Below are 14,858 nucleotides of genomic sequence, written 5' to 3'. Positions count from 1 at the left end.
GGTTGTGGGGCCTTCCGTGGTTCAGCCCGCCCATTCCAGCCGTTGCCCCGTAGGGCCGACGGTGAGCCACAGCCGCTCTGCGGTGGGCTCGCCCGCGAGGCGCCACCGATTGAGCTGGTCAGCGATCTGGTCCCACAGACGGGCAGGGCCACCCTGCCGGACCAGCCATCGGCCGCCTTCCTCATACACGGCAGCCCACGCTCCGGCGGCCACATCGATGACGACATGTTCAGTCCTGCCGTTGCGGGGCATCGCGAAGTGCTGGGCGGTGGGCGCGGCAAACTGCGCGACGAAGCGAGCCGCCCACCGGTCGAGCACATCGGCGCCGACGGCTGCCGGTGCCGCCTCACCCTGGTCGAGATCGGGCAGCATGCCGAGCGGCGGTGGCATGTGCGGACGGGCCAGCATGAACGACACACCGCCCCCGAGCACCGGGCCGGATGCCGTCCCGTCTTCGGCCACGGTGAGCCGCACCAGTTCGGAAGCGTTCATCCACCCGCCGACGGTCACCAGGATCTCGCCGCCGGGGCGGGTCTGAGCGACCCACTCCGCCGGAACGGTCCGCACACCGCAGGTGGCAATGCCCCTGTCGTACGGCGCGCTTTTCGCATACCCGGAGAGCCCGTCACCGACCACCAGGTCGGGCCAGTAGCCGAGTTCTCCGAGTGCCACGGACGCCCGCGCCGACACGTCCGCGTCGACCTCGATCGACGTCACCTGGTCGTCGCCGAGTACATGCGTCAACAGCGCCGTGGAGTAACCGGTCCCGGTGCCGACCTCCAGCACCGACATGCCGGGCGACACCCGCAGCTCTTCGAGCATCCGAACGACCAGGCTCGGCAGCGTCGAAGACGACGTGGGCCCCTGCGACAACCGCCCTTCGACCTGACGCGGGACCACGCAGCCGGCGAGCTGAGTCACTAGCGTGTCGTCCTCGTACACCCGGCTGATCAGCTCGGGCGACTCGGTGAGAGAGACGGGCCGGTACCACCCGCCGCCGTCGTGCTCGAACCAACCGCCCGACAGGAACGCCTCACGCGGGACCGCCAGCACCGCCGCTTCCCACTCGGCGCTACGGATCACCCCCGCCTCCTTGAGCTGTGCGGCCAGTGCGGCCCGAAGCCCTTCCGATTCGCTCACTCGGTTACTCCGTTCTCCAGAAGATCGGCAATCGCACGGGTGATCGGCAGGTTCGCCGCGTGCTCCAGCCACGCCCATTGGCCGTTCGGGTTGCACTCCAGGAACCACCACTCCCCTGCGGGGGTCACTGCGAAGTCGAACGCCCCGAAGTTCAGGCCGAGTTCGGCGAGGAACGCCAGCAGCGCGGTCCGAATCGGCTCTGGGCAGTCGACAGGCTCGTACGTCAGGTGGCGGTACTCGCTGCGCCAGTCGAGCACCCCGGGCGGGGCCGTGATCAGCGCGCAGAAAACCCTGTTCCCGACCACCACGGCGCGTACGTCCCCGGCCTTGGGCACCTGCGTCTGAAAGAGATGGGCACAGCGGCTCACGGCGTCGGTGATCTCGCCGGCTTCGACCGAGGCGGCCCAGATGCCAGCCGGCTCGCCGTCCACGTTGTACGCCCCAGCGTGCAAGGGCTTGTAGATGGCGGGTTGCGCGGCGGCGAACGCCTTCGCCTCGGCAGTGTTGTTGGTGATCAGCGTTGCCGGGACCAGCAGGCCGAGACGAGCCGCAAGGGCAAGCTGAGTGGGCTTGCACTCGGCCCGGGCGATCGCCTGTGGGTGGCTCAGGTAGAGACAGCCCGGCAGGTCCGCCAGCACACCGCCGAGCCCCCGCCGGTTCTCCTGCGCGGCGAACCGGCCGGCCTGGTCGTTGCTCTCGGGGTGATACGCGCTGGGCCGACGGTGGTACAGCGCGCGAACGTGCGCGAGATCGGCGGTCCGATCGCCAACAGCGAGCGCGCCCGTCCAGCCGTCCGCGCCGAGGGCCGCCGTCAAGGCGACGCGCTGCGGAAAGTCCTTGCCAGGGTCGAACCGGAGGACGGGCACCCGGCGCCGGTTCAACTCCGTGATCACGATATCGGCCGTCGGGTCCTCGTACGCGGTGGTGACCAGCACCGGGTGTCCGTCCACGGTCCTACCTCCTAGTCCTGCTCGGCGTCGTGGCCGGTGTCGCCGTCCACCTTTCCGTCCTTGCCGATCTGGGTGGGCGGGTAGGTGCCCACGCTGGTGCCGTGCTTGCCGAGTTCGGCAGAGGTCATCACTCCGTTCTCTCCGGCCCACCGGCCCGTCTGCGTGTCGGGGTCCAGCCCCGCGTAGCGCCAGTTCGACGGCTCGCCGTTGCGCAACGGCGCCATGCGCCCCATGCCCCAGGGGGCGACGGGACGGAGTTCGGTAGCGGTGCTCAACGCTCCTCCTGCTTCTCGTTGTTGCATCGAGTTACGGACAGCCCGGCTTGCCCCGCCTGCGGGCGGGAACGGCCAGAGTGGGGGCGCTCCCCTACTGTCGTTGCCGTGCTCATCCACGGCCCGAGCGGCACCAACGACGGTAGGGAGCAACCACGCCCGGCCTCAATGAACTTGCGAGATATTGCGGCGATTCACCCGAGAGAGTCGAGTGCAGTCGCGATCACAGCGCGGGCCGCGTCTCCGTAGACAGCCGCGTCAGACAGCTGGACGAACGCCTTGCCGTAGTCGGCCAGTTCGCGAGGCTGCTTGACGTTGATCTCGGCCGTCAGGGTCTCCACCACCGTGTGCTGGTCATCGAACATGTAGAACGCTTCCAGCGGCCAGACGGAGCGCTGGGCGGTGAACGGGATGATCCCGAGCGAGACCGAGGGGAGCGGCATCACGGTGAGCAGGTGTCGAAGCTGCCCACGCATCACCTCGGCATCGCCGATGCGATACCGCAGCACTGACTCCTCCACCAGCACTACGAACCGGTGACCGCCCTCGTACAGGAACCGGCTGCGAGCCACGCGGGCGGCGACAGCCTCTGTCACATCGTCGGGAGTTCCCTGGAACTGCGTGATGGAGCGCATCAAGGCCGTGGCGTAGGCCGGCGTCTGGAAGAACCCGGGCACGACGTTGGATACGTACACCCGGCACAGACGGGCCCGCTCGTTCAGCGCGTAGACATTCTCCTGAACCTTGCGCATGCCGTTGCGCTGGAGCCGCCGCCACTCCACGTACATCGACTCCACCGCGCGCGAGGTGGCGATGAGGTCTTGCACTTGATCCTCGGCACCGCAGGCGGTACACCAGGCCCGAATGTCCGCATCGGAAGGGGCCACCTTCGCGGAGAGGATGCGCGAGGTCTTCGCCGGGTGCCATCCGCACCGGGCAGACAGCTCTTGCCCCTTGAGGCCGGCGTCCAGCATCAGCTCGCGCAGACGCGCGGCAACGGCGGCGCGGGCGGCCTGCACGCTGGACGAGGGAGAGGAGGGCATGAACTGGCTGTCCGGTGGCTGATCGCAGGGGTTAGACGCTGTATTCCGTGTGGTCGATGCCTCGCTCCCAGACGGCTTCGAACGCCGAGACGCAGAGCTTCACCACCGCCGGGTCCTCGGACAGTTCGTACCTGGGGTCGGCCCACTCTCCGACGCCGGTGAAGTGGTTGAACTCGACCAACCGGCCGTCGAAGACCCAGAAGTCATTGCCCGGCAGTGCGATGTCCGACGCCTGGCGGCGTGGAAGCCAACGAACCTGTTCACCGGCCGCGATGTTCACGGCGGTCCCGGCATGCTCGAAGCGGATGTAGTCGGTCACCGGTTCCGAGACGATCCGAGCCCTGCGCATGACCACACCGCGACTGACTGCATCTCGGACGAGCGGCACCCACCCGGCCCAACCCTCGGACTCGGGGTCGAGGTCGGGGTGGACGCCGGTCTGCTTGAAGCTTGCGAAGTCCGCCGACTCATCGCCCACGCCGTACCAGTCGCGCATCTCCAGGTGCACGGCGGAGTGCTGACTGGCCTTGAGCAGATTAGAGAAGTCCGGAACGTTCTGCGTCATCGAGTGCCTTCCTAATGATCGCCGCCATGCGGAGCGGGACACGGACTACGGCCTCGCCCTGGGGGATTCCGATCGCGTGGCCCGGAGCCCACTCAGTCGTGCTGATCTCGGCCAGCAGTTCCTCGCTGGGATTCCAACCCTGGAACACCAGCTCCCGCTCCTCGTCGTCCACCCACACCGTCGGCGAGCCGTTCCCCTGGGTCTCGGGGTCCATCCCGTTGAACCGTAGTGCCATCGGGTCCTCCCGTGCCAAGTCGGTTGCGCATCCTTGCGTTACCGTTCCGCAGAGATGACAGACCGTCAAGAGCGCAAGGAGGGGCGGGCCGGCGCACTCGGAGCGGGTTTGACGCATCTTGCAAGCTGCGCGAGGCCCCGCTACCCGACGGGGCGGGTAGCGGGGCCTACGTTCCACGCGGTGAGAGCGACCATCAGCCGCTGACGCTGGGTGTGCCGGTCTCCAGGTGGCCGGTGAACCGCTGCGACCAGCTGCTGTCGGCGTCCACCGTGACGGTGAAGTCGTACCAGCCGTTGGTGTAGGCCGCCGCGTTGAAGTAGTCGCTCACGCTGCCGCCGGCCGGCACCTGGTACGTCCAGGGGCCGTCCGTGCGGTAGTTGTCCGACGCGATGGTGAAGGTCAGCGGGGTGCTGCCGGAGTTGGCCAGCTTGAAGTAGACGGCGAGCTTGCCGGTGCCCGGCTCCACCGCGTACGAGGCGGTGACCGCCGCGTTCTTGCCCGCCTTGGTGGCGTCGCCCTTGAAGCGGCGCAGGAAGCGGTTCGGGCCGACCACCGTGAGGTCGTACGGGCCGCCGCCGAAGCCGGTGCCGCAGTTGAAGAAGTCGCTGGTGTTGCCGCCCGGGTCGACGGTGTACTGCCACGGGCCGCCGCCGCGGTAGGCGTTGGCGTAGGCGGCGAAGTGCGCGGACTTGGTGGCCGCGGTGCCCGCGTTGGCCATCGTGATCCAGACCTTCATCACCCCGGCGGAGCCGAACTCCAGGTGGTCCAGGTTGGCGTTCGGCTGGTAGGGCAGCGCGCGGGCCTGCCGGGTGCCGGACTCCTGCACCGGCAGCTGGTTGTTCACCGGGGCCGGGTTGGACAGCGGGCCGCAGGCGGACAGGCCGATGGTCTGCGAGGTGTCGGGCAGCGCCGGGAGGCCGTAGACCGGGTTGGCGAAGTCGAACGCGCTGGTCAGGTCGCCGCAGACGCGGCGGCGCCAGTCGCTGATGTTCGGGCTGGTGGCGGGCGTGCCGAGGGCGGCCGTCCAGGTCTCCAGGAAGCGCAGCACCGAGGTGTGGTCGAAGGTCTCGGAGTTGACCCAGCCGCCGCGGGTCCACGGCGAGACCGCGATCAGCGGGACGCGGAAACCGAGGCCGATGTTGGTGCCGTTGTAGAACTCGCCCGGGGTGCCAGCCGGGGCGACCGGCGGCGGGACGTGGTCGAAGAAGCCGTCGTTCTCGTCGTAGTTGATGAACAGGACGGTGGAGTTGAAGACGTTCGGGTCGGCGTTGAGCGCGTCGATCACGTTGTGGACGAAGTGCGCGCCGTCCTCCGGGGTGGCGTACGGGTGCTCGGAGGAGGCCTGGTCGGGGACGATCCAGGAGACCTGCGGCAGGGTGCCGGCCAGCACGTCGGCCTTGATCGCGGCGACGATGTCGTCCGGGGTCTTCCCGGTGACGGCGGGCACCGAGCTCATGCCCTTGACCGCCAGCGGGCTGCCGGCCGGGGCGTTGGCGAACTGGGTGAAGTAGGCCAGGCAATACTCTGGCGAATGTAGTTTCTGGCTTTACCGAACCTTGACCTGCGGGCGCGCCGGCTACCCGACCCGTCTGCGGATGGTGGTGATCAGCTGAGCGGCTGCGCCGAGGGGGCGGGAAGCTTTGGGCGGTGTCCTGCCGGTGGTGGGGTCGGGCATGGCCGGGGGGCCGTAAGCTGGCGCGGCTCGGTCAGGGCTGTTGGGCCTGACCGCAATGTGGCCGAGTGGCCCCCCGGGTTTGCCCGACTCGGGTTCCGCCAGTGGGAGGTGCGTAAAGCTTCCCGCCCCCGGCCCCCGCCACCGCGCGGCAGCCATGGGGCCAGCACACAGCTTTTCTACGGTGTGTATTCGTAGCCGATGGTGAATCGGGCAGGGAGGCACGACTCCGTATACTCGACCACCCCCTCGTCATCCGACCAGCGATGGACGAGTGCCAGGATCGCACTGCCGACCGGCACCGCTAGGGCTGCGGCTTCCCGCTGGTCCGCCGTACGCGCGTGCATGTCGTCGCGCGCCGCCGTGATGGTCCGGCCCGTAGCTTCGAGGACCCTAGCCGTGATTCCATCGTTTCGTCCTGGGGCCGTGTTGAGCAGATCCGGCACGAGTGCAGCGAAGTGCGCGGGATACCAAGACACCGCGAACAGGGTTCGCGACTTGCCGCGACCAGCAATGTATTCGCGACGCACCAGTTGATCGCCGTGTTCCAGATCAAACAGATCCGCAACATAGAGCGGCGGGATCACGAGTTCGGCGGCCGTCACACGGCTGGTCTCGCCATCCATCAGGCTGGACTGCACCCTCTGAACCCGGGCCAGGCGGTCCCGGCTGCTGGCACTCACGCGCGGGTCATCCGCGACGAACGTTCCACGCGGTGAAGTGCGCAAATAGCCCTCTACCTGAAGGTGCTGAAGCGACCGGCTGACCGTAGCCACAGCAACGTTCCAACGGCCGGCGATCTCTTTGTTGCTGGGCAGCTTCGCGCCCGGTGCCAGCTCCCCCGAAAGGATGCGCTGGCGGTAGTGATCTGCGATCACAGACCACGTCCTCGGCGTCTTGCTCGGCATGTTCGCTCGCTTCCGCTCAGTGGGCGATCCCCTTGGAGCAGACTAGTCCACTCGGAACCGTAGCGGATGAACTAGGCCACTCTTCATGCTGGACTAGTTCACTGACTGGCCATCGTGTGACTGATGGTCAGACTCGGCCTGAGGGAGGTCCTATGCAGGTCACACTGGAGAAGTGTGAGTGCGGCGCATCGATCCGGCCCGATCCGCCGGGACAGAGTGACATCGCCACCTGGGTGTGCGCCTGCCGACGCTTCGGGTACTTGTTGCCGCCGGAGTACCTCCGTGAGCACCCCGAGGAGTTCGCCGTTCAGGTGTGCGGCCGGAAGCGACGGAGCGAGACCGCGCCGGTCGCCGCGTGAACCCCTACGGTCGTCCGGCGCGCCTCGGACGCTGGCTGCAACTCCTTTGGCGCGATCCGAGGATGGGCGTCCACGTGCTCTGGCACGGCGTCTTTCAGTGGAGCCGACCGGTACTCCTGTTGAGCCCGAATCGCCGTAGGGCTGTGAAATTCGCAGAGTCCGAACTCCGGGTCACTGCTCGTCGGCACGCGCTTGACCGACGTCGCCGGTCGTCGGCGCGGCCCCCCGAGTAGCACCTTCAGGCTCCCGTCCCGCTCGTCGACCCCTCCCGTGACAGTCGCCGGCCGGGACGGGCTCCAACCCCCGCACCTCCGGCCGGGGCTGTTCCGGGCGGACGGCCTGGTGCGGGATGCGGTCCCGCCCGTACATGCATCCCCCGTCGTGGACGGGCGGGACCGCGCACTCCAACCTGCCTACTGTTCAAGGGAAGTCCGTGATGCACAACGAGGTTCAGCAGCAGCCCGCCCGCCGGATCGGCGCTCTGGTCCTGATCAGGGACGGCAAGAAGCGCGTCCTCCTGGAGGAGACCAACTATCGGAAGGGCTTGCAGCTCCCAGGCGGCGCCGCGCACAAGGGTGAGCAGGTGGCGGACGCTGCCGCGCGTGAACTCGCCGAGGAGACCGGCCTGCGCCGGGTCATCGCCTTCCACCTGGGCGTCGACCAGATTCCGGCCAACCCCAACACCGGCTCCCCGGAGGGCTTCAACTTCATCTGCGACGGCGGGTTCGCCTCGCATGCGGAGGTGGCTGGACTGAGCATCCCCATTGGCGCGTCCGAAGAGATCCGGGCGCTCGTGTGGGTGCACCCGGATGAGTTGGACGACCACGTCGAGCCGTACATGGCGGCGCGCATCCGGATCGCCGTCGACCACGCGGACAGCGGGCTGCGGCAGCCACTTCTCTACATCGGTCAGCCCGCCGACCAGCGCCACGGCGCATGAACGCCAGCTCGGGTCCGGGGAGACCTACCGAGGTGTGGCGTGCCGTCTACTACTTCCGGGGGCAACCGGGATTGCCCGGGATGCCGGGCCGGTCTGACGTCCATGGGTCGACGAGTGCCGACTCGTTCGAGCGGTTGGCCGCACATCTCATCGCGGACGCCGGCCGACGGTGGTGGGACATCGAAGTGCCCGTGCAGGTGAGGAACTTCGGAGAGATCCTGCTCCGCCACGGACGGCCGATTGCCGAGGCTCAAGGGCGGTGGACGTACAAGCCGAACGGCCGCCAAGACTGGGCTCACGTCATGGTGACCTATGACCCCGACGGGCGGTAGCCCGGTGCCTCGACAGAAGCCCGATCCGGGATCTTTCTACGGGTCGGATGCCCAAGTCCTAACGGTGGTCGACACCGGCGGCTGCGAGTGCCCCCAACCTGCCATGTGCGTGGAGCGGCTCGAACTGCCGTCGATTCAAGGGAGTTTCCGCGACAGGCACGGCCGCCTTTGGGTCGTCCTCGGCCGCCGAAAGCTCGGCGATCCACTGACCGGACGGGTGCGTTGCACGGAAGTGTGCATCCGCCGCTTCGAGAGAGACCGCCCGGTCTATATGACCATCCGGTGTGCCGGTCCGCCAGCCATGGAAAACCGGTACGAGCGGGACCGCCCGGGACGGCCGCCGAGGGCCGTAAGACTCCCGTTCCAGCCCGCAGCCCTCTCGGGTAGCTAGCCGGTTGGAACGGGCCCTGAAAGTGCACGAGCCCCTGGGACAGGCCCGGGGAGCAACACATCAGGAGGTACGAGAATGCCCGAAATGATTTGTCCGACCTGCGGCGGCGGTGGGCAGGTGCAGCAGCAGAAGGTTGAGTGGATCACGGGACCCGACGGAACCCAGATCCAGCAGACCAGCACCGTCGTCGTGCAGTGTTCGAGCTGCGGCGGCACCGGCAGGAAGCAGTACTGAGCCGCATACTGGCACCATGAGCGAAGACGAGGAAGGCTCCGGCACGCGCCCGTTCATGAAGTTCAGGGTCCGATGCCCCAACTGTTCGGACGGAGTTCGCCACCGGGCCCGCATGGGCGTCCGTGACGGCCAGGTTGGCACCGGGCACGTGGCCGAACGCTGCCCGGACTGTGAAGGCACGGGATATATCCCCCTCAACAACGGGGAATGGAAGGGGCGCCCTAAGCCGACCACTTGAGGAACGGTGCGCTACAGGCCCCGTCCGGGTTCGCCTGGGCGGGGCTCCGTCGTACCCGGAAGCGGATCGGCAACAAAGGTTCCCCGGTGCGGGACCGTGAAGATCCACCCCTCCTCGCGCAGAGATCCGAGCGCGCGGCGGACCGTCTTCCGGGCGACCCCGAAGCGTTCACACAGGGCCTTCTCCGTATCGAACTGTCCTCCCGGCTGCCATCGGCCAGCCTGAATCTCGGTCTTCAACGTGGTCACGATCTGGCGGTATGGCCACTCGGGGGCGTGGTGGTCGATCTCGTCTGGCATGCCGAGAAGGGTAGCCATAGGGCTTCATCGAGACAGATGGGTAGACAAGGGTAGACATGGGTAGACATAGATAAGTACCGTCGAAACACAACCACAGAACCCCGGCGACCGCGCCAACGGTCCCGGGGCATGGCCGACGCTTTAGAGGAGCGACGACATGGCCAAGCTTACCGTTCTGGTGATCCTCTGGGTTCTACGCCGGGTGCTGCCGGCGCGCGGGGAACACCGTTCCGTTCCCATCCGTCCGGAGCGGCGGGAGACGCCCGTCATCTGCGGGTGGCACCGTCCGATTCCGGCTCACCTGCTCGCCCGGACGATGCCGCTCGACTCGCTCCGGCTCATCCCTCGGTACCTCGTCGCGTGGGAGGAGACTCCCGCGGACCAGAAGACAGCCCAACTGGAACGCCACGCGAAGGACCGCGCGGCACAGTGGGAGAAGATCCAGCAGCGGAGCCGGCGCGCGGCGGCCTTCGCCGCGCAACTCGACCTTCCGGATCCGCTTCACTGGCTGGACAACGCGACCGACGGCCACGGGGTTCTCACCGGGCGGGGTGCGTGATGTCGCGGGCGTTCGTCAAGGTGCTGGCAGACGGCACCCGGAAGGGAAACACGCGGGGCCTGCGGAAGTGCCAGCGGGAGGGGTGGACCATCATGGGTGGCGCCTACTGTTCGGTGGAGTACGCGCCCCGGGCGAAGAACGACCCGCGGCCGTGGTCGGACGGTGTCCTGCGGTACCGGGCTCTGGACTGCTGGGCGGTTCCGCCGATCGTGACCGAAACCCTGGCGGTGTTCGGCGACTGAGAGTTAGCTCGACGGGCGTCGACAACAGACCCGCTGGCGCTCCGGCCAGCCGTTACACTCGGCAGCCCCCGGCCTCTCCGGTCGGGGGCTGTCGGTTTGCTCGTGACGGTCGGCACAGGGGAAGAGCACATGCCGGAGTGGGAAGGCGATGGGCAGCCCGAGGAAGACGGTGGGGTCTTTCTCGGCGGCGGCCCGAAGCTGGAAGGTGTCAACTACGAGGCGCCGTGGCTGGAGGCGCGTGCTGCGGCCGAGCATCTGAACGCCATTCTTGCCGCCCTGGGCCTTCAAGGGCCCGATCTTGTGCGGGCGCAGGCCGGTTGGTCCGACGACGGGCACGGCGTGGTGTTCCTGAAGGGGACCGCGTCCGGGGCGCGTCGGCTCGGGGAGGTGCTCGACCGCATGGCGGACAGGAACGAGTGCGGGTCCACGTGCGGCGAGTGATCCTCTGACCCTGCGGGCTTTCGCCTCAGGGACGTTGGGTCTGGGTCGGCCGGCGCCCGGCCGGGACCGGCCGCCAGGCCGCAGCCCGGCCGGGGCGGCGGGCCGACCGGCGGCGCATCGCGCCGCCTCTTGAGTAAGTGAAGAACGTTTTCGACGGGGTCTGCTACCGGAGCACCGGCCGGTGGGTGATGGTGAGTTGGGTTGCGCCTGCGGTCATGGTGAGGGTTTCGAGCATGAGCGGCTTGGGGTCCTGCTGGGTTTGGGTGAGGCGCTGGGAGACGAGAACGGGCACGCCTTCGGGCATGTGCAGGGCTGCGCGTTCGTCGGGGTTGGGCATGCGGGCGCTGACGCCCTCGCGCCACTCGATCGCGCCGTGGGCTGCGGCCAGTGCGGCGTAGGCGTCGGTGTTGAACACCTCGGGCTGCTGGGCCAGTAGCGTTCCGGTGATCTGCTCCATCGGGAGGAGCGCCGTGTAGCGGGCGCGGATTCCGCTGTCCTCGTGGGTGTAGAGGCGCTGGACGAGGTAGGCGGCTTCGCCTTCCTCCGTGTTCAGCAGCTCGGCTGCGCTGGGTTCCAGGCGTACGCGGTAGACGGTGGGCTCCTCCGCGTCGTGCCATCCGGCCGGGCAGTGGTACTGGTCGCCGAAGCACAGGACGGTTCGCTCGATGAGGATGGTTGCTTCGGGTTCGGGCTGGGGTCCCCTGACGAAGGTTCCGCGTCCCTGCTGGACGTCGAGCAGTCCGTCCGCGCGCAGTTCGGCGACGGCCTGACGAACGGTGGGGCGTGACACCTGGTAGAGCGCGGTGAGCTTGTCCTCGGTCGGGATCTGCTCGCCTGGTCGCCAGGTGCCGCGCGCGATGGCCTTGCGCATCTCGCGCGCGACCTGCTTGTAGAGCGCCTGCCCTCTCACTGCCGCCACTTGGGCCCCCTTGGTGACGACTCGTTCGTAGCCGTCAGGTCCGTTATCAAACAGAAATTTAGTTCCCGTCGCCGCTGCTCAAGTGCCGTACGGCGACCATAATTCAGCAGTCGTCAGGATGAATGCCCTTGCGCCCGGCGTCAAGTGCGCTCATCATCAACCTTCCACGAAATTCATCATGACGACTGACCTACCGGTCGGTCGTTCCGGGAGGAGTGAGAGGGACATGACCTTGAAGAACCTGCCGCTGGACGCGGCGCGGCTGGGCAGCGCGCTGTGCGTGTCGGTGGAAGAGAAGACGGATCCGGAAACGGGACAGGCGAAGGCCGACCGGGACGGGCTCCCGGTGTGGACGGTGGGCGTCGCGGTCCGTCCCGAGGGTCGTAAGACGGCGCTGATCGAGGTGGCCGTGTCGGGCGAACCGGCGGGCGTCGAGGTCGGGCAGGCCGTGCGGCTGGTGGGCCTGGAGGCGTTCTGGTGGGAGATGAACGGGCGCATGGGCCTGTCCTTCCGTGCGGCGTCGGTGGTTCCCGCGATTGCCCCGGCGCGGCCGGCGTCGGGCGAGGGGCCGCGTGCCTCCGGCGGCGCGAAGTGAGCGGCAGAGCGCGTGACTGGCGGGACCTGCGCGAGCGGCTGAACGACCTCGCGGACCTCGGGGCGGAGATCGCGCCGGATCTGGACTGGGGAGCGTACCGGTTCCTGTTCGCGATCATCGCGCAAATGGCGCAGGATGCCGCCGCTCTGGCGCGGGACCTGGAGACGGAGCTTCTCAACCTGGCGGCGGAGAACGGCGTTTCGCTGCCGCCGCTGGATCTGGGCGACGGTGGTTCCCGTGAGTGAGGAACGGTGGAAGGCCCTCGTCGGGCCGGGCCGGGTCGCCAAGGAAGTCCGGCCGGCGGTCCCCGGCATGGCCGACTGGAGCACCCGGGCTTGCGCCTCGCTTCTGGAGGTCTCGATCGCCGCCGGGATCATGACCGCGTACACCGCGCTCCTGTTCTACGCGCAGCCGGTGTTCGCGCTGATTCAAGGGGTGGCGCTGCTGGTCGGTGTCCACATGCAGCCGGTGTTCGGGTTCTTCGGCTGGGCGTTGCCGGTGGCGTTCTTCGGGTGGCAGTGGGCGCTTCGGGGCCGCACTGGTCAGTCGTTGGGGCAGCGGGTGATGCGGATTGTGACGGTGGACGAGGACACCGCGCGCCCGCTGGGTCCGGCCCGGTCGATCGTTCGCAGCCTGCTGCATGTGGTGGACATCGCGCCCGCCTTCTTCGGGCTGGTGCGGCCGATCGTGCATCACCGGCGGCAGACGTGGGCCGATCAGATCAGCCGGTCGCTGGTGGTGGAGATGGACGTGATCCTCGCAATCGCGGAGGTGAGGGAGTGAACATGATCAATGTGGCGGCGGCCAACTCCGGTGTGGGGTCGGTGCCGTACGGGGTGTGGATGCTGGGCGCGCTGGCGCTGGTGATGGTCGCGCTGGCGGTGGTGTCGCCGTCGCTGCGGCGCCGCAACCCCCATGTGTGGTGGGCGCTGTGCGGGTTCCCGGCGGCGCTCGTGCGGGTGGTGTGGACCTGGCGCAGGCTCGCCGATCTTCAGGGATTGTCGGTGCCCAAGCGGCCGGCAATGGCATTGCTGGGCAACGTGGTGGTGCAGGGCCGGGCGCTCAAGCCCATCAAGCCCCGGATGGGGCTGCCCCGTTGGCGGCGCGGCGGGCTGGTGGTCCGGGTTCGGCTGCACCCGGGCCAGGTCCCGGAGGCGTACGAAGCGGCAGCGGAGTCGATGGCCCACGCGTGGCGGGTCTTCGCGGTGCGGGCGGCGTCCGACTCGCGGGGGACGGTGCGTCTGGAGGCTAGCGCGTGGGATCCGCTGAGTGTTGCGGCGGAGCCGTTCCGGGGCTCGCTCGGGCTCCTGTCGGCGGTCGCCGGCCTGTGGGAGGACGGAGCGCGGTGGCTGATCGACCTGCGGCAGATCCCGCACTGGCTGATCGTCGGCGCGACGCGTTCGGGCAAGTCCACCCTGGTGGCCTCACTGGTGTCGCAGTGGGCACGGCAACGGGTGGCGATGGTCGGCATCGACCTCAAGGGCGGCATGGAGCTGTCGCTGTTCGGGCCGCGTCTGTCGGCGCTGGCGACCAACCGCAGTGAGGCGGCCGAACTCCTGGGCAGGCTGGTGGAGATCACCCTGGGGCGGATGGCGCTGTGTCGTGCGGCCGGGGTCCGCTCGGTGTGGGAACTGCCGCCTCCTGAGCAGCCGGTACCGGTGATCGTCATCGTCGATGAGGTGGCGGAGCTGTACCTGACGGCGACCAGTGCCGACAAGGCGGAGGTGGCGCAGGTGTCGACGGCGTTCCTGCGGCTGGGACAGCTCGGCGCTGCTCTCGGCGTTCACCTGGTGGTCGCCGGTCAGCGCGTGGGGTCCGACCTCGGCCCCGGTGTGACGGCGCTGCGGGCGCAGTTGGCGGGCCGGGTCTGCTTCCGGGTGTCGGACAAGGGCACGGCGGAGATGGCGCTGGGTGACCTGGACCGTGAAGCGCTGGACGCGGTCCAGGCGATCTCCGTCGACACGCCGGGCGTGGCGGTGGCCTTCGGTGCGCGGGGCGGCGGCTGGATGCGGGCACGCTCCCACCTGGTGACACCCGAGCAGGCGCAGGAGACCGCGCAGCGCTTCGCACACCTGACGCCCGCCATGGGCCAGTTGTACGCGGGAGGTGTGGCGTGATCGTCATCGTGCCCATAACGGCGTTCCTGTTCGTGATCGTCGTCCTTCAGATCCGCTCCGGTGAGCTGAAGATCTGGCAGACGATCTTGGTGGGAGTGCTCGGCTTCTACCTGGCACAAACCCACCTCGCCGACCCGATCGCAGCGGCCGTGACGTGGTTCGTCACGGGCCTGACCCACTCCCCCGCCCCCTAGTCGAACTGGAGTTCGCGTGAGTCGACCACGGGCCGTCCGGTCCCCGTCGTGCGTCGTCCTCGGTCACATCGGGTCGTACCTGGTGTGGCCGGGGCGGCCCGTCCTCCCCTGGAGGCATCCCCCATGAACAACCCGTATGAGAGCAATTCGGCCCGCCGCAGGTTCCTGGCCCGGGAGGAGCGACTCCGGGCTCTGAGTGAGGTGGATCGGGAC

19 protein-coding genes and 1 pseudogene are annotated in these 14,858 nt (G+C 68.5%); 10 read left to right on the top strand and 10 right to left on the bottom strand.

The features are described 5' to 3' along the window. Positions 1–21: 21 nt before the first annotated feature. The 8 genes and pseudogenes from tgmC to KV557_RS15465 all read right to left on the bottom strand — a co-directional run bounded on the left by tgmC (position 22) and on the right by KV557_RS15465 (position 6,785). Positions 22–1,140 carry an ATP-grasp peptide maturase system methyltransferase gene (tgmC, locus tag KV557_RS15500; protein ID WP_308129915.1) on the bottom strand — a complete coding sequence of 373 codons (1,119 nt, stop codon included), beginning with the start codon at positions 1,138–1,140 and terminating at the stop codon, positions 22–24. Further along, complete coding sequence (gene tgmB, locus KV557_RS15495; protein WP_218200485.1) at positions 1,137–2,090, bottom strand: ATP-grasp ribosomal peptide maturase; 954 nt, start codon at positions 2,088–2,090, stop codon at positions 1,137–1,139. The genes tgmC and tgmB overlap by 4 nt, the downstream gene beginning before the upstream one ends. Before the next feature lie 11 nt (positions 2,091–2,101). Continuing rightward, entirely contained in the window at positions 2,102–2,365 is a 264-nt protein-coding gene (tgmA, locus tag KV557_RS15490) for a putative ATP-grasp-modified RiPP (RefSeq protein ID WP_256177436.1), read from the bottom strand. Between the two features lie 191 nt (positions 2,366–2,556). Beyond that, positions 2,557–3,405: a helix-turn-helix domain-containing protein gene (locus tag KV557_RS15485; RefSeq protein ID WP_218200482.1), complete on the bottom strand. Its 849-nt coding sequence runs from the start codon at positions 3,403–3,405 to the stop codon at positions 2,557–2,559. A 31-nt stretch (positions 3,406–3,436) separates the two neighbouring features. After that, a complete protein-coding gene (locus tag KV557_RS15480; protein ID WP_218200480.1) occupies positions 3,437–3,970 on the bottom strand; it encodes a DUF6879 family protein in 534 nt (177 codons plus the stop codon). Beyond that, positions 3,942–4,184, bottom strand: coding sequence for a hypothetical protein (locus KV557_RS15475; protein WP_374106631.1), 243 nt, complete (start codon positions 4,182–4,184; stop codon positions 3,942–3,944). Before KV557_RS15475 ends, KV557_RS15480 begins: the two co-directional genes overlap by 29 nt. Positions 4,185–4,398: 214 nt before the next feature. Continuing rightward, positions 4,399–5,721 (bottom strand): annotated as a pseudogene (locus KV557_RS15470) (alkaline phosphatase family protein); the annotation flags it as partial. A 335-nt stretch (positions 5,722–6,056) separates the two neighbouring features. Continuing rightward, positions 6,057–6,785: a GntR family transcriptional regulator gene (locus KV557_RS15465; protein ID WP_218200479.1), complete on the bottom strand. Its 729-nt coding sequence runs from the start codon at positions 6,783–6,785 to the stop codon at positions 6,057–6,059. Between the two features lie 795 nt (positions 6,786–7,580). Here KV557_RS15465 and KV557_RS15460 point away from each other — a divergent pair. Beyond that, the gene (locus tag KV557_RS15460; RefSeq protein ID WP_218200477.1) at positions 7,581–8,084 is read left to right on the top strand and encodes an NUDIX domain-containing protein; all 504 of its coding nucleotides are present in this window, start codon (positions 7,581–7,583) and stop codon (positions 8,082–8,084) included. Positions 8,085–8,882: 798 nt separating this feature from the next. Then, the gene (locus tag KV557_RS15455) at positions 8,883–9,041 is read left to right on the top strand and encodes a hypothetical protein (RefSeq protein WP_218200475.1); all 159 of its coding nucleotides are present in this window, start codon (positions 8,883–8,885) and stop codon (positions 9,039–9,041) included. 249 nt (positions 9,042–9,290) lie between these two features. On the opposite strand, the gene KV557_RS15450 is transcribed toward KV557_RS15455, so the two are convergent. Beyond that, positions 9,291–9,578, bottom strand: coding sequence for a winged helix-turn-helix domain-containing protein (locus KV557_RS15450; RefSeq protein WP_256177435.1), 288 nt, complete (start codon positions 9,576–9,578; stop codon positions 9,291–9,293). Between the two features lie 157 nt (positions 9,579–9,735). Between KV557_RS15450 and KV557_RS15445 the strand changes: the two genes are divergently transcribed. The 3 genes from KV557_RS15445 (at position 9,736) to KV557_RS15435 (ending at position 10,820) form a co-directional block, all read left to right on the top strand. After that, complete coding sequence (locus KV557_RS15445) at positions 9,736–10,137, top strand: hypothetical protein (protein ID WP_218200472.1); 402 nt, start codon at positions 9,736–9,738, stop codon at positions 10,135–10,137. Positions 10,138–10,229: 92 nt separating this feature from the next. Beyond that, entirely contained in the window at positions 10,230–10,379 is a 150-nt protein-coding gene (locus KV557_RS15440) for a hypothetical protein (protein ID WP_218200471.1), read from the top strand. 129 nt (positions 10,380–10,508) lie between these two features. Continuing rightward, positions 10,509–10,820, top strand: coding sequence for a hypothetical protein (locus tag KV557_RS15435; RefSeq protein ID WP_218200470.1), 312 nt, complete (start codon positions 10,509–10,511; stop codon positions 10,818–10,820). Positions 10,821–10,983: 163 nt separating this feature from the next. On the opposite strand, the gene KV557_RS15430 is transcribed toward KV557_RS15435, so the two are convergent. Further along, positions 10,984–11,739, bottom strand: coding sequence for a GntR family transcriptional regulator (locus KV557_RS15430; protein WP_218200469.1), 756 nt, complete (start codon positions 11,737–11,739; stop codon positions 10,984–10,986). Between the two features lie 226 nt (positions 11,740–11,965). Here KV557_RS15430 and KV557_RS15425 point away from each other — a divergent pair, with 226 nt between their 5' ends. From KV557_RS15425 to KV557_RS15405, 5 genes are all read left to right on the top strand, one after another. After that, a complete protein-coding gene (locus tag KV557_RS15425; RefSeq protein WP_308129914.1) occupies positions 11,966–12,334 on the top strand; it encodes an SCO3933 family regulatory protein in 369 nt (122 codons plus the stop codon). Continuing rightward, positions 12,331–12,579, top strand: coding sequence for a hypothetical protein (locus KV557_RS15420; RefSeq protein WP_218200468.1), 249 nt, complete (start codon positions 12,331–12,333; stop codon positions 12,577–12,579). Before KV557_RS15425 ends, KV557_RS15420 begins: the two co-directional genes overlap by 4 nt. 67 nt (positions 12,580–12,646) lie before the next feature. Further along, positions 12,647–13,117: an RDD family protein gene (locus tag KV557_RS15415; RefSeq protein ID WP_218200467.1), complete on the top strand. Its 471-nt coding sequence runs from the start codon at positions 12,647–12,649 to the stop codon at positions 13,115–13,117. A 59-nt stretch (positions 13,118–13,176) separates the two neighbouring features. Beyond that, complete coding sequence (locus KV557_RS15410) at positions 13,177–14,451, top strand: FtsK/SpoIIIE domain-containing protein (RefSeq protein ID WP_218200466.1); 1,275 nt, start codon at positions 13,177–13,179, stop codon at positions 14,449–14,451. After that, a complete protein-coding gene (locus tag KV557_RS15405; RefSeq protein WP_218200465.1) occupies positions 14,448–14,645 on the top strand; it encodes a hypothetical protein in 198 nt (65 codons plus the stop codon). The genes KV557_RS15410 and KV557_RS15405 overlap by 4 nt, the downstream gene beginning before the upstream one ends. Positions 14,646–14,858: the final 213 nt, after the last annotated feature.

This window comes from Kitasatospora aureofaciens (genome assembly GCF_019192735.1).
In the GTDB taxonomy this organism is placed as follows: Bacteria; Actinomycetota; Actinomycetes; order Streptomycetales; family Streptomycetaceae; genus Kitasatospora; species Kitasatospora aureofaciens_A.
This window is presented reverse-complemented; position numbering and strand designations above follow the sequence as displayed.